This is a genomic window from Pseudomonas sp. LjRoot277, from assembly GCF_964253845.1.
GTDB lineage: Bacteria > Pseudomonadota > Gammaproteobacteria > Pseudomonadales > Pseudomonadaceae > Aquipseudomonas.
This window is the reverse complement of sequence record NZ_CAXURI020000001.1, coordinates 476,397-490,714: the sequence shown is the minus strand read 5'-3', so window position 1 is coordinate 490,714 and position 14,318 is coordinate 476,397. Positions and strand designations below refer to the sequence as shown.

General features: G+C 60.0%; 12 protein-coding genes. 4 read left to right on the top strand and 8 right to left on the bottom strand.

Going from position 1 to position 14,318, the window contains the following annotated elements:
- Positions 1-7 precede the first annotated feature (7 nt).
- Positions 8-1,705: a DUF4153 domain-containing protein gene (locus tag ACSQ87_RS02315; protein WP_436273283.1), complete on the bottom strand. Its 1,698-nt coding sequence runs from the start codon at positions 1,703-1,705 to the stop codon at positions 8-10.
- Between the two features lie 342 nt (positions 1,706-2,047).
- Between ACSQ87_RS02315 and ilvD the strand changes: the two genes are divergently transcribed.
- Positions 2,048-3,889 carry a dihydroxy-acid dehydratase gene (gene ilvD / locus ACSQ87_RS02310; RefSeq protein WP_436273282.1) on the top strand — a complete coding sequence of 614 codons (1,842 nt, stop codon included), beginning with the start codon at positions 2,048-2,050 and terminating at the stop codon, positions 3,887-3,889.
- A 170-nt stretch (positions 3,890-4,059) separates the two neighbouring features.
- Here ilvD and ACSQ87_RS02305 read toward each other — a convergent pair whose 3' ends face one another.
- On the bottom strand, positions 4,060-5,115 hold the full coding sequence (locus ACSQ87_RS02305) for a haloacid dehalogenase-like hydrolase (RefSeq protein WP_223429455.1): 1,056 nt from the start codon (positions 5,113-5,115) through the stop codon (positions 4,060-4,062).
- Between the two features lie 255 nt (positions 5,116-5,370).
- Here ACSQ87_RS02305 and ACSQ87_RS02300 point away from each other — a divergent pair, with 255 nt between their 5' ends.
- Positions 5,371-6,762 carry an L-cystine transporter gene (locus ACSQ87_RS02300; RefSeq protein ID WP_436273281.1) on the top strand — a complete coding sequence of 464 codons (1,392 nt, stop codon included), beginning with the start codon at positions 5,371-5,373 and terminating at the stop codon, positions 6,760-6,762.
- Between the two features lie 117 nt (positions 6,763-6,879).
- On the opposite strand, the gene ACSQ87_RS02295 is transcribed toward ACSQ87_RS02300, so the two are convergent.
- A complete protein-coding gene (locus tag ACSQ87_RS02295; RefSeq protein WP_436273280.1) occupies positions 6,880-7,392 on the bottom strand; it encodes a dihydrofolate reductase in 513 nt (170 codons plus the stop codon).
- Positions 7,393-7,477: 85 nt separating this feature from the next.
- On the opposite strand from ACSQ87_RS02295, the gene ACSQ87_RS02290 reads away from it, so the two are divergent.
- Both ACSQ87_RS02290 and ACSQ87_RS02285 read left to right on the top strand, forming a co-directional pair.
- Entirely contained in the window at positions 7,478-8,857 is a 1,380-nt protein-coding gene (locus tag ACSQ87_RS02290) for a DUF2868 domain-containing protein (RefSeq protein WP_436273279.1), read from the top strand.
- Positions 8,850-10,226 (top strand): GTPase/DUF3482 domain-containing protein, encoded by a 1,377-nt coding sequence (locus ACSQ87_RS02285; RefSeq protein ID WP_436273278.1) that lies wholly within the window; start codon positions 8,850-8,852, stop codon positions 10,224-10,226. Before ACSQ87_RS02290 ends, ACSQ87_RS02285 begins: the two co-directional genes overlap by 8 nt.
- Positions 10,227-10,349: 123 nt before the next feature.
- Here ACSQ87_RS02285 and ACSQ87_RS02280 read toward each other — a convergent pair whose 3' ends face one another.
- From ACSQ87_RS02280 to ACSQ87_RS02260, 5 genes are all read right to left on the bottom strand, one after another.
- Entirely contained in the window at positions 10,350-10,757 is a 408-nt protein-coding gene (locus ACSQ87_RS02280) for a hypothetical protein (protein WP_224789273.1), read from the bottom strand.
- Between the two features lie 23 nt (positions 10,758-10,780).
- Positions 10,781-11,314, bottom strand: coding sequence for a hypothetical protein (locus ACSQ87_RS02275; protein WP_436273277.1), 534 nt, complete (start codon positions 11,312-11,314; stop codon positions 10,781-10,783).
- A 95-nt stretch (positions 11,315-11,409) separates the two neighbouring features.
- Positions 11,410-12,009, bottom strand: a complete 600-nt coding sequence (locus ACSQ87_RS02270) for a phosphonate degradation HD-domain oxygenase (RefSeq protein WP_436273276.1) — start codon at positions 12,007-12,009, stop codon at positions 11,410-11,412.
- The gene (locus tag ACSQ87_RS02265) at positions 12,009-13,142 is read right to left on the bottom strand and encodes a TIGR03364 family FAD-dependent oxidoreductase (RefSeq protein WP_436273275.1); all 1,134 of its coding nucleotides are present in this window, start codon (positions 13,140-13,142) and stop codon (positions 12,009-12,011) included. Before ACSQ87_RS02265 ends, ACSQ87_RS02270 begins: the two co-directional genes overlap by 1 nt.
- Before the next feature lie 137 nt (positions 13,143-13,279).
- Positions 13,280-14,305 (bottom strand): putative 2-aminoethylphosphonate ABC transporter substrate-binding protein, encoded by a 1,026-nt coding sequence (locus tag ACSQ87_RS02260; protein WP_150659029.1) that lies wholly within the window; start codon positions 14,303-14,305, stop codon positions 13,280-13,282.
- Positions 14,306-14,318: the final 13 nt, after the last annotated feature.

Genomic DNA, 14,318 nt, shown 5'->3' with positions numbered 1-14,318 from the left:
TCCGGTGTCATTGCTCCTCAGGTTCGGGGACCAGCGAAAGCGTACCTATTTGAACGTTCTTGAAGCGCGGCTCGATGATTTCGACCTCTCCCGCACGCAGCTGGTCAAGGTTCTGCGGCGTGACATTCGCGCCCTGGAGCACGGTGACATATTGCCACTCACCGTCGGCGGCACGTTTATAGAGGAACGTCCTGTGGTCCCACGGCTGTTGATTGAATTGCAGCACTTCGGCTTGACCATCACCGTCCAGGTCGGCCGCCCACATCACGCATCCGTCATCCTGGCACTGACGCTTTTTGCTGTTGAGGCCGACAAATTGCTCGCTGCCGTCCACTTTCGGCCCCACCCATTCAATGTTCACGGGTGTCGGTTCCGCCGGCGGGTACGTAAAGGTGGTTTCACCGGGCGTTTGTTTCATCTGGGCGCGCAGCACCTCTCGCGCGGGCGCATCGAGAATTTCATTGCGTTCAAGCCGCTCGGACAATGCCTCGAATTGCTGCCGTCCAGACACGCCGAGCCCGTTTCGCAAGTAGTTGGTATCGAACGTCAACACCGACGTGCGGCCATCGAGCAAGCGTCGCACCTGATCCCGTGCGCTGAACGATTGCGCATTGAGCCAAGGTGTATTGATCAGCACCAACACCACGCACACTGCCAGGGCAAGGGCCGGGTTACTGCGCCGCAGACCCTCCAGCCATTGGGTCTTGCGTTGCACCACGGCCCACGTCGCGGCCAGGCTATACGCCGCGATGACCGCGACCAGCAACAGGCTGACAAACCGCCGGGGCGACAGGCCGTACTGCTCAACCCGCAGCCAGCTTGAGTACCCGGCCACCGCCACCAGCACCGGCCAGCAAAGCAAACCCGCCTCGACACAGCGCATCAGCCACGCCGGATAAGGCTGAGCCTGACGCCCGTCCTGAAACACCCCATTGAGCAAAAAAAGATACGTCCCCACCAAACACAACAAAATCGGGGTCGAGTAGCCGGTGGCCCAGATCTGTTGCAAGCCGGTAAAGGGAAGCGTCACGGTAAACAAAACGGTAATGAGCGTGATCATCGGCAACAGAAAATGACACGCCGCGAGGAAGACACCCCGCAGCATGCCGATGACTTTTTCGTTGCGCAGCCCCAGGCGCATGGTCAGGGAAAACACCACCGGCCCACTCAGGCAAAAAAACATCGGGGAACTGAACAGCTCGGCAAAGAACCCGATGCCCAGCATGAGAAACAGCTTGCTCCAGAGCAGAAGCAGCAAACCAAATACACTGGTTAGCGTCAGTGCAAAAAACACCACGAACACATGGCTCCAGGCGTACTGGAACAGATCGTCGTAGCGCCAGCTGCGGCCTTCACCGGAAGGCCAACTGGCCAGAAACGCACACACCACGTAACACAGCGGCACGCTGGTCAACAGCCAAGTGTTCGTCAGCCAGTGATTGCCATACTCCATCGCGGACACCAGGACCCAGCTGCTGATTGACATCGTCAACACGCAAAACACCAGCGTCAGCGCCAGAACCCTCGGGTTTCTGAGTTTAGGACCGAGCAATTGCAAAAACAGGCCACCCACCAACACCAGCGTCAGGCTTGCCGCCAGCACCCCCGCGCCCAAGGTCTTGAGTGATTCGAACTGCCAGAACACTAACCCTTGGCACAGGCCGGTCAGCAGGTAAAACCACAACGAACGATTCAACAGCGACATTCCAATTCCTTTTGGTGGGGTTGCGCGAGGCCGGGCAGTTTAGCCAAGCGTCCGGTGCGGTGATATCCCCACAAAGCGATTGCTCACCTACCGATGGTCATCCCACACGTTCCGTCAGCGCTGGATCACCCTTTTCCGGCATTCCCTCCTGACGCCAGCCGTGTAGAATCGCGACATTCATCGCCAGTCATCCCCCGGCGGGTTTATGAGCTCAAGCTGAAGCGCGCGGCGATCCCGCAAAGTTATCGGCAACTTCCGGACACACGGCCATTTCTGAGTGTTCCAGACGTCAATAGAAGCTCACTTCCCTTTTGATACCTGATTAGCCGCCCGGAGTGCTTCATGCCTGATTACCGCTCGAAAACATCCACCCATGGCCGCAACATGGCCGGCGCCCGCGCACTGTGGCGCGCAACGGGGATGAAAGATGACGACTTCAAAAAGCCGATCATCGCCATTGCCAACTCCTTCACCCAGTTCGTACCGGGCCACGTCCACCTCAAGGACCTGGGCCAACTGGTCGCCCGCGAAATCGAACGCGCCGGCGGTGTAGCCAAAGAATTCAACACCATCGCCGTGGATGACGGCATCGCCATGGGCCACGACGGCATGCTGTATTCGCTGCCGAGCCGCGAGATCATCGCCGACTCCGTCGAATACATGGTCAACGCTCACTGCGCCGATGCGATCGTCTGCATCTCCAACTGCGACAAGATCACCCCTGGCATGCTGATGGCTGCCCTGCGCCTGAACATCCCGGTGATCTTCGTTTCCGGCGGCCCGATGGAAGCCGGCAAGACCAAACTGGCCAGCCACGGTCTCGACCTCGTCGACGCCATGGTGATCGCCGCCGATTCCAGCGCTTCTGACGAGAAAGTCGCTGAGTACGAGCGCAGCGCCTGCCCGACCTGCGGTTCGTGCTCCGGCATGTTCACCGCCAACTCGATGAACTGCCTGGTCGAAGCCCTGGGCCTGGCATTACCGGGCAACGGTTCGACCCTCGCCACCCACAGCGACCGCGAACAGCTGTTCCTGCAGGCCGGCCGTACCATCGTCGATCTGTGCAAGCGTTACTACGGCGACAACGATGAGTCGGTATTGCCGCGCAACATCGCCAACTTCAAGGCGTTCGAAAACGCCATGACCCTGGACATCGCCATGGGTGGTTCCACCAACACCATCCTGCACTTGCTGGCCGCGGCTCAGGAAGCCGAGATCGATTTCGACCTGCGCGACATCGACCGTCTCTCCCGTCACGTGCCGCAACTGTGCAAAGTCGCGCCGAACATCCAGAAGTACCACATGGAAGACGTGCACCGCGCCGGCGGGATCTTCAGCATCCTCGGCTCGCTGGCCCGTGGCGGCCTGCTGCACACCGACCTGCCGACCGTGCACAGCAAGACCCTGGCCGAAGGCATCGCCAAGTGGGACATCACCCAGACCGACGACGAAGCGGTGCATCACTTCTTCAAGGCCGGTCCGGCGGGCATCCCGACGCAAACCGCGTTCAGCCAGTCGACCCGTTGGGAAACCCTGGACGACGATCGTGAAAACGGCTGCATCCGTAGCGTCGAACACGCTTACTCGAAAGAAGGCGGCCTGGCCGTTCTCTACGGCAACATCGCGCTGGACGGCTGCGTGGTGAAAACCGCCGGCGTCGACGAGTCGATCCACGTCTTCGAAGGTAACGCGAAGATCTTCGAAAGCCAGGACAGCGCCGTACGCGGCATCCTCGCTGACGAAGTGAAGGCCGGCGACATCGTGATCATTCGTTACGAAGGCCCGAAAGGCGGCCCGGGCATGCAGGAAATGCTGTACCCGACGTCGTACCTGAAATCCAAAGGCCTGGGCAAAGCTTGCGCCCTGCTCACCGATGGTCGCTTCTCCGGCGGCACCTCGGGCCTGTCCATCGGCCACGCTTCGCCAGAAGCGGCGGCGGGTGGCGCGATTGGTCTGGTGCAGGATGGCGACAAAGTGCTGATCGACATTCCGAACCGCTCGATCAACCTGTTGATCAGCGACGAAGAAATGGCCGGCCGTCGTGCCGAGCAGGATCAGAAGGGCTGGAAGCCTGTGGAAAAACGTCCACGCAAGGTGACCACCGCACTAAAGGCCTACGCCCTGTTGGCGACCAGCGCCGACAAGGGTGCTGTGCGTAACAAGGCGATGCTCGACGGGCTCTAAGCGTCAGTCGCAGAAATAAAAATGCCCCGCCAAGTGCGGGGCATTTTTGTTGTACTCGGTTAAATGTGGGAGCGGGCTTGCTCGCGAAAGCGGTCTGACATTCAACATTGATGTTGAAAGTTCTGGCCCCTTCGCGAGCAAGCCCGCTCCCACATTTGGATCTTTGGTGCTTACTGGATTTCTTCTGGCTTCACGATCACCCAGTTCTTGTCCGCCGTGACCTGCAACCCTTCCTTGGCCTGAGCTGCGGCGTGCTTGGCCATCATGCCGTTAATCTGGGTCATGTATTTGTCTTTGCGGTTGACCCACAAGTGGATGCCGCCCTTGGCCACATCGACGCTGTGGAACAGCATGAAGCCATCGCTGGTTGGCGTATCACCGCCGACCAGCACCGGTTTTTTCCACTCATCGATGTAAGTCAGGATCGCCGCCTGCTTGCCCGCCATCCAGGTTGCCGGGGTCCACAGGTATGGAGTCAGTTCAAGGCCGAGGTTAGCCTTCTCGTCATACTTGCCCGCGGTGATCTGCTTGCGCGCCGTGGTCAGCTCGCCGGTCTTCGGGTCCTTGAGCAACAAGCTCACGCCGATCACGTTCTGCGGTTTGACGTTGTAGCCGTACTTAGGATCGGCAGCGACCATCCGCACCAGTTCTTCGGAGGCAGCGGTCATCACGTAGACCTCGATGCCGTTCTCCATCAGCTTGTTGTAGAGCTCTTTCTGGCCGGTGAAGATTTTCGGCGGGTTGACGTCGAGCTTCTTGACCACGTCGCCTTCGTAATACGTCGCCGGCACCGGTTTACCGGACGCCATCAACTCATCGACGTAGCCTTTGAGTTCCTGGAGGGTGAAGCCGGAGAACACTTGGGCGACCCATGGATAGCAGACCATGTCGTCGACTTCGCAGAGGCGATAGTAGTAACTGAACAGGCTTTCCTTGTGGTCGGCAGTGTCTTTGAACGGCATCAGTTTCAGGGAGGGGTCGAGTTTCTCGCGGGTGATCAGGCCCTTGTTTTCCATGAACGGCAGCAAAGACTCTTCGAGGTCGTAGCGGTAACTGGTGTTGTCCATGTCGAACACCGCGTAGTTACCTTTGTTGGCGTTGGCGGCAATCATTGCGTCCAGCGCCTTGGCCTGATCGGCTGGCCAATGCTTCAAATCCGTGGCGAATACCTGGCCGGCAAGGCCCAGGCAGAGTGCAGCGACCAGAAATTTCGGTGCGAGCTTCATCGGCATACTTCCCTTATTAAAAGACCCTGAATCAAAGAGATCGACGCTATCAAATTAATATGACACCTCTCGTCTACCTGCGACCGCTAACGTGCCTATTGCGCCAGCTGCATCTCTGTCAGCGACACTCGCTTATTCCAAAAACGACAGTATTCAGATGTTTTTGATATTAATTCATTAGATATCAAGCTGTTAGGCTTGCCGGTTCGCGGCTGCCCCGGAAGGTAGCTGGCACAAGTCTTTATCGGAGTTCCAATGAATCTGCCGCCGATCCTCAATCTGCTGGTGTTCCTCGCCCTGCTCTTTGGCCTGGCGCAAACCCGTCACACCACCTGGAGCCTGGCGAAAAAAGTCCTGCTCGCGTTGGTGCTGGGCGTGGTGTTCGGTGTGGCTCTGCACACCGTTTACGGTGCCGGCAACCCGGTACTGAAAGCCTCGATCGGCTGGTTCGATCTGGTGGGCAACGGTTACGTGCAGTTGCTGCAAATGATCGTGATCCCGCTGGTGTTTGCCTCGATCCTCAGCGCCGTGGCCCGTCTGCACAACGCCTCGTCGCTGGGCAAGATCAGCTTCCTGACCCTCAGCACGCTGTTGTTCAGCACCGCCATCGCGGCGCTGATCGGTATCGGTTTGACCAACCTGTTTGGTCTGACCGCCGAAGGCCTGGTGGCCGGCACTCAGGAAATGGCGCGTCTGCAAACCATCCAGACCGACTACGCGGGCAAGGTTGCCGACCTGAATGTGCCGCAGCTGTTGCTGTCGTTCATTCCACAGAACCCGTTCGCCGACCTCGCTCGCGCCAAGCCGACCTCGATCATCAGCGTGGTGATTTTTGCTGCGTTCCTTGGGGTCGCGGCGCTGCAACTGCTGAAAGATGATGTCGAAAAAGGTCAGAAAGTGGTCAACGCCATCGACACCCTGCAAGCCTGGGTGATGCGCCTGGTGCGTCTGGTGATGAAGCTGACCCCGTACGGTGTATTGGCGCTGATGACCAAAGTGGTCGCCGGCTCCAACCTGCAGGACATCATCAAACTCGGCAGTTTCGTGGTGGTTTCCTACATCGGGCTGGGCCTGATGTTCGTGGTCCATGGCTTGCTGGTTTCAGCCGCTGGGATCAACCCGCTGCGCTTTTACCGCAAGATCTGGCCGGTACTGACGTTTGCTTTCACCAGCCGCTCCAGCGCCGCGACCATTCCGCTGAGCATCGAAGCCCAGACCAGCCGTTTGGGTATTCCACAGTCCATCGCCAGTTTCGCCGCGTCGTTTGGCGCGACCATTGGCCAGAACGGTTGTGCCGGTCTGTACCCGGCGATGTTGGCAGTGATGGTTGCGCCGACTGTGGGCATCAACCCGCTGGACCCGCTGTGGATCGCGACGCTGGTGGCGATTGTGACGCTGAGTTCGGCCGGTGTGGCCGGCGTGGGCGGTGGCGCGACGTTTGCCGCGTTGATCGTGTTGCCGGCGATGGGTTTGCCGGTGTCACTGGTGGCGTTGCTGATTTCGGTTGAGCCGCTGATTGATATGGGCCGTACGGCGTTGAACGTGAGTGGTTCGATTACCGCCGGTGCGATCACCAGCCAGATCATGCAGCAGACCGATAAAGAGCTGCTGGATGCGGATGAGCATTCGGAGTTGGCTCAGGCTTAAGTAGCGCCTGATAGTCCGCCTTCGCGAGCAAGCCCGCTCCCACATTGGTCCTGCGGTGTACATAGAATTTATGAACACCCGAGATCAACTGTGGGAGCGGGCTTGCTCGCGAAGCTTTTAGGCCTTTTCCCACACTTCGAAGTTGTACGCAGGCTTGTCGCCTTCAGCAGGATTCGGGGTGTTGGACACCAGTTTCCACTGGCCCGGATCAAACTCCGGAAACCACGCATCCCCTTCCGGGCTCAGCGCCACACGCGTCAAATACAGCCGATCAGCCTGCGCCATCCCCTGCGCATACAACTGCGCCCCACCAATCAGCATCAGCTCATCGACGCCCTGTTCCCGAGCCCACTCTTCAGCGCGAACAACGGCAGCCTCCAGCGACGGATAAACCTCCGCGCCTTCCAACAGCAGATCCGTCTGACGGCTGACCACGATGTTCAACCGCCCCGGCAACGGGCGACCGAGGGAATCCCAGGTCTTGCGACCCATGATGATCGGCTTGCCCAGGGTGGTGGCCTTGAAGTATTTGAAGTCCCCCGGCAAGTGCCAGGGCATGCTGTTGTCGACGCCGATCACACGGTTTTCACCGAAGGCTGCAATCAGGCTGAGGGGGAGTGATTTAGTCATGCCGGCGAGGATACCAGAGCCTCCCGTACCCCGATAAGCGCCACAGCGGTTATGCTCACCGTTCAATTGAGCGACGGGATGCCGCGTGACTGAACTGACTCCACTGCAAAACCTCTGGCTGACCGAGACGGTGCGCCTGCGTGAAGAACACGCCGGTCCCCTGGATGATCTGGAAGCCAACCGACTGGCCCGCAGCGCGGGCGGTGATCTGCCGACACGCATTCAACGCCGTGCCCTGTGGCTGGCCGAGCGCGATGGACTGACCAGCGCCCTCAAACATTGGCTGCAAGGTGCGCGGCTGGCACTGTTGGTGCTGGCTGTTCTCGCCGTCGCCAGCGGCGCCGGTCTGGCGTTTGCCGCGTTGGGCGACGGACAAACTCCGGTGAATGTGTTCTGGGCCTTGGGCAGCCTGCTCGGCCTCAACCTGATTCTGTTGCTGAGCTGGGCATTGGGCCTGGTCTTCGCTGGCGAACACGGCACCACCCTCGGCCGCTTATGGATATGGCTCAGCGAAAAACTCGCTCGCGATGCCAAAGCTGCACAACTGGCGCCGGCCCTGCTGCTCTTGCTGCAACGACAGAAACTCAATCGCTGGGCGGTCGGTGTACTGGTCAACGGTTTGTGGTTGTTGGCGATGCTCAGTGCGCTGGTGATGCTGTTGATGCTGATGGCGACCCGGCGTTACGGCTTCGTCTGGGAAACCACGCTCCTGGGCGGCGACACCTTCGTCGCCATGACCCAGGCCCTCAGTGCCCTGCCGACCATGCTTGGTTTCAACGTACCGACGGTGGAGATGATCCGCGCCAGCGGCGATGCCGCGCTGAACATCGAAAGCGCCCGTCAGGCCTGGGCAACATGGCTGGTCGGCGTGCTGGTGGCCTACGGCGTTTTGCCGCGACTGTTGCTGGCGCTGTTTTGCCTGTGGCGCTGGAAAATCGGGCAAGCGGCATTACGTCTGGATTTGAACCTGCCCGGTTATGCCCAACTGCGCGAACGGTTGATGCCGACCAGTGAACGCCTGGGCATCAGCGACGCTGCGCCAGAGCAATTGCATCGTATTGAAAGCGGAGTCAGCGACCTGCAAAGCGATGGCGCATTGTTGGTCGCCATCGAGCTGGACGATCAACGCCCCTGGCCGCCGCAATTACCGAAAACCGTGGGCAACGCCGGGATTCTCGACAGTCGCGAATCGCGGCACAAACTCCTCGAACAGCTGAGCCGCTTCCCCCCGGCCCGTCTGGCCATCGCTTGCGATCCGCGACGTTCGCCGGACCGCGGCAGTCTGGCACTGATCGCCGAACTGGCCCGCAGTGCCAGCGCCACCCGCATCTGGCTGCTGCAAGCCCCGCCGGGCGAAGCGCTGGACGCCGAACGGCTGGGTGACTGGCACGTGGCGTTGCAACAGCTGGACTTGCCGTTCGCCGATTGCGCTCCACTGAATTGGCTGGAAAGCGGTCATGACTAATCCATGGAAAGCGCCCTTGAAGCTCGCGGTAGTCGGCCACACCAACGTCGGCAAAACCTCATTGCTGCGAACGCTGACCCGCGATGTCGGCTTCGGCGAAGTCTCCCATCGCCCCAGCACCACCCGCCACGTCGAAGGCGCGCGGTTGTCGGTGGACGGCGAGCCGTTGCTCGATCTCTATGACACCCCCGGCCTGGAAGACGCCATCGCCTTGCTCGACTACCTCGAACGTCTGGAACGACCGGGTGAACGCCTCGACGGCCCGGCGCGTCTGGCGCGTTTCCTTGAAGGCAGCGAAGCCCGGCAGCGTTTCGAACAGGAAGCCAAGGTGCTGCGGCAACTGCTGACCTGCGACGCCGGTCTCTACGTGATCGACGCCCGGGAACCGGTGCTGGCCAAGTACCGCGACGAACTGGAAGTGTTGGCCAGCTGCGGCAAACCGCTGCTGCCGGTGCTGAATTTCGTCAGCAGCGCCAACCACCGCGAGCCGGATTGGCGCGAAGCGTTGGCGCGTCTGGGCTTGCACGCCTTGGTGCGCTTCGACAGCGTTGCACCGCCGGAGGATGGCGAACGTCGACTGTATGAAAGCCTCGCGCTGCTGCTGGAAAACGCCCGCCCGCAACTGGAACGTCTGATCGCCGATCAACAAGCCCAACGCCAGGCCCGGCAACAGAGTGCGGCGCGGCTGATTGCCGAATTATTGATCGACTGCGCCGCGTGCCGACGTAGCGTGGTCAGCGAAGCCGAGCAAGAACAGCAAGCCATCAACGAACTGCGCAAAGCGGTTCGACAGCGGGAACAACGCTGCGTCGAAGCCCTGCTCAAGCTCTATGCCTTCCGCCCACAGGACGCGGCGGCCAGCGATCTGCCACTGCTCGATGGCCGCTGGGGTGACGACCTGTTCAACCCGGAGACCCTGAAACAGCTCGGCGTACGAGTCGGTGGCGGTATCGCGGCCGGCGCGGCAGCCGGGGCCGGGGTCGATTTGTTGGTGGGCGGCCTGACCCTTGGCGCAGCGGCACTGGCCGGCGCAATTGCCGGCGGTGCCCTGCAAACAGCCCGCAGTTACGGCGGCCGCTTGCTGGGCAAGATCAAGGGCCAGCGAGAGCTAACCGTTGACGACAGCGTGCTGCGGCTATTGGCATTGCGTCAGCGGCAACTGCTGCAAGCGCTCAATGCGCGTGGGCATGCGGCGATGGACAGCATTCAGGTGGCCACACCCCAGGACAAATCCTGGCGCGAAGGCAAACTGCCCGAGGCACTGAACAAGGCTCGGGCGCATCCGCAGTGGTCGTCGCTCAATGCGCATCCGAAGTTGAATCAGGCGGAGCGACAGGAGCAGGTGGAGGTGCTGGCGCAGCAGCTGTAAACCTTGGTGACTGAGGTGTTTGGGCTGGCCCCATCGCGAGCAAGCTCGCTCCCACATTGAAATGCGTTCGTCTGTGGGAGCGAGCCTGCTCGCGAAGGCAGCGCCTCGGTCTCGCTGCGTCAGCTACCAGCCGAGCTTCAAAAATTCTCGCACCAGCGACGCGACTCGTCGCCGATCCGTGCGATCAGCACGCCCGTCGTTGTCCACATCCGAACTCAATATCAGCTCAAAATCCCCATCATTATCAAGATCACGGGCAGCTGCTTTATAGGCAATCGTCTGCCCTTCATGAAAATGCAGTCGCACTGTTTCCGGCGTGCCATCACCGCCTGGATTTTCCGAGAAGATCCGTAAGTGGCGCTCCTCGCCTTGCCCCTCGTTGTACCAGGCACACTTCAAATACGTCTTGCCGAAGGTCTTGAGCCACCGAAGTTCAGCGTCCGTTGCCTCACGCTGTAAATGATCACTTTCAGAAAACCGGTAACGCACGATTCCATCCTGCCCTTGACCGATCGGCGCTTGGGCGATCACTTTCAAGTAGCGCGTCCTCGCGCTCACTTCCATTTGAACTTCAGGTAAGTGGCGCTCAGCAACGACACCAAACCACGGTCCAGTGCATCAATATCGCCATCGTTATCCACATCAAAGTGGATCGACCAGTCCAGTGTGCCGTTGTTATCCGTGTCGTAGGCAGCTGCAGTGTGGGTCAACGTCTTGTCGGTCGGTTTCCCGTTGCCTTCGTGAAAATGCAAACGCACGGTATCCGGGCTGCCATCTTCGGCAAAATCCTCGGCGAAGATCTTCAGATAGCGTTTTGTGGAAGCACCGGGATTGAACCAGTTGAGTTTGAGACAGGCATTGGCGAAGGTTTTCAGCAGACGCTGGTCCACACTGTTTTCCCTGCCGTCATTAGTGACATCGCCCATTTTGTAATCGACGTTGCCATCGGCGTCGAAATCCAGAGCAAAGGCTTTGTTGACCAGAACATCTTCGCCTGGCGTACAAGCAGATTCATAGAACTGCAGTAACACAGAGTCTGCCAAGCCGTTGCCGATTCGATCCTGAACGGTGACTTTCAAATAGCGCATGAGCATTCCTTGCCAATTAAAGAAGCTCAAACACTAACGACTCCACCGCGTTGCGCGCCATGGCGCCAATTCGCCGCGAGGGGTAGGGAATTTCGCTAAACATTGCCCGTAGAGTGATCAGTGAACGAAGGGCATTCCCCCTGGACCAGTAGCGCCGCTGCTTTCACCTTCAGCACTTCAAGATCAATCAGCGGCACGTTCATCTCCTTGGCTTGTTCATCCCACTGACGCATGCGCAAACTGACCCCACATAACGGATCGCGCTCGAACGCCTCAGCCTCGCCAACCGTCATCACCCCACCCTGATACGCCAGCGTCCGGCGGCTGGCTTCGCTCAAGCGCTCGTAATACCCCGATTCCTTCAGCGTCAGGTAACGCTTGGCCTGAACGTGATATTCCACCAGCCGCGCCATGCGCTCGCTGAAACCTGCGCGGCGCAAATAATCCGCACCTAACAGCTCGTGACTGACCACGCCGAAGCCGCCCATGTTCTCGGCACTCTCTGCGCAGATATGCCCGATGTCATGGAAGAACGCCGCCAGCACCACTTCGTCATCGAAGCCCTCGGCCATGGCCAGTTCGGCGGACTGTGACATGTGCTCGATCTGCGACACCGGCTCGCCGATGTAATCGCTGTCGCCAAAGCGCTCGTACAGCGCGAATACCTCGGCGATCACTTGCTCATTGCGGTCCATCAACGCTCTCCCAACAACGCCGCTACATTACGTTCAGCCATCGCCGGCCCGACGCTCATGCCGACACCGGTATGCATCAGTGCCACGCTCACACCCGGCATCGGACGTAGAAACGAGAACGGCCCCGGCCCACGAGAACCATAGACACCCTGCCAGCGTTCCACCACTTGCACCTTGCAGCCCAGGGTGTGTTCCGCGAGCTCAATCATCCAGTTGTCCACCTGTTCGGCATTGAATGGCGACGGATCGCGGCCGTAATGGTGGGAGTCGCCGATGATTAATTCGCCATAAGGTGTTGGGCTGATCAGCAGGTGAATGCCGTTTTCATGCAGGTGCGGTTCGTCTCGCAGAATCTGCGCCTGCACCGCCGCCGCTTCCGGCAGATCGGCGAAGGCGCCGTAGTGCACGCAGCTCAAACCGGTGAGCAACGCGTGTTGCAGGTTGAGGTTGATTTGCGGTCGAGCGCGGAGCATTTGCAGGCGGCAGATTTGCGGGTTGAGTTCGGCGATCGGCTCGGCCAGCAGCGTCTGATAATCGTGGCCGGAACAGACGATGATCTGTTCGGCGCTGAAGGATCCGGCGGTGCTGTGCAAGCGGCCGGGCTCGATGTCGCGCGCCAAGGTGGAGAAGTGAAACGCGACGCCGAGTTCGCGGCGCAGGTAGTCGATCAGCGCTGGAATCGCTTCGCGGGAATACAGTTGCTGATCGTCCATGCCGTGCAACGCGGCGCGGTGATGGCTGAATTGGCCGCGGTACAAATCGCGCAATGCAGCGCCGCGCAGCAGGTCGACGCGGTAACCGTGTTCCACGGCGCGACCGGCGCAGAAGGCTTCCAGCAGGTGTTCTTCGGCTTCGGTGCGGGCGAAAAGGTACGAGCCGTTGCGCTTGAGTTGCAAGCCGGCGAGTTGCGCCCATTGGCCCCAGATTTCGCGACTGGCCTTGGCCAGCTCGAGCATCGGGCCTGGTGGTTGGCCTGTTACCAGAGCCTGACCGAAGTTGCGTACCGATGCGCCTAAGGGGGTTTCGCTGCGTTCGAAAACGGTGACTTTCAGACCGCGCCTGGCGGCGGCGTAAGCGTGGGACAGGCCGAGAATGCCCGCGCCGACGATCAGCATGTCGTTGTTGTGTGTCATGAAGATAATCCCGCTTTTTGTGGCGAGGGAGCTTGCTCCCGCTGGGGCGCGTAGCGCCCACCCTCTCTATCTGAAAAGAAGGGGCCTGCTGCGCAGTCCAGCGGGAGCAAGCTCCCTCGCCACAAGGTGTGAGTCAGTTACTTGGCAGCCACTTTCTCGGACTTGCCGTCATAGCGTTTGCGCCACTCGGTCAGGATTTCGTCGCGATTCTTCGACGCCCAGGCGAAGTCGTTCTTGATCAATCGCTGCTCATAATCCGCCGGCAATTCAGTCTGCGGCTTGGCAATACCCGGTTGCGCGAGCACGGCGAAGTTCTCTTTATAAAGCTCCATCGCCGCTGGACTGGCAGAGAAGTCAGCCAGTTTCTTCGCGGCCTCTTCGTGCGGCGTGCCCTTGATCACAGCAGTCGCTTCGATCTCCCAGCCCAGACCTTCTTTCGGCAGGATGATGTCCAGCGGCGCGCCTTGGCGTTTCAGCTGAACGGCCGGGTATTCAAAGGAAATGCCGATCGGGAATTCACCGGCCGCCGCTAATTTGCACGGCTTGGAACCGGAGTGAACGTACTGGCCGATGTTCTGGTGCAGGTCGTCCATGTACTGCCAGCCCTGCTTCTCGCCGAAGGTTTGCAGCCAGGCACTGACGTCAAGGAAACCGGTACCGGACGAGGCCGGGTTCGGCATCACGATCTTGCCTTTGTACTCAGGCTTGGTCAGGTCCTGCCAGCTAACGGGTTTGCTCAGGCCCTGCTTTTCGGCTTCGACGGTGTTGAAGCAAATGGTCGCGGCCCAGACGTCCATGCCGACCCAGGCTGGCGGGTTGGCGGCGTCGCGGTAGTTGCCGCCGATCTTGCCCAGGTCCTTCGGCGCGTAGCTTTGCAGCATGCCTTGCTGATCGAGGATCGCCAGGCTTGAAGCCGCCAGGCCCCAGACTGCGTCAGCCTGCGGACGGGCTTTTTCAGCCAGCAGTTTGGCGGTGATGATGCCGGTGGAATCGCGCACCCACTTGATCTCGACGTCCGGGTTGGCCTTTTCGAAAGCCTCTTTATAGGTCTTCAGTTGTTCGGCTTCGAGGGCGGTGTACACCGTCAACTCGGTTTTCGCCGCGAAGGCGTTCAGGCTGAAAGCGGTGAGGACAGCAGCGGCCAGGGCCAGGGGCTTGAACATGATCTTTTCCTGT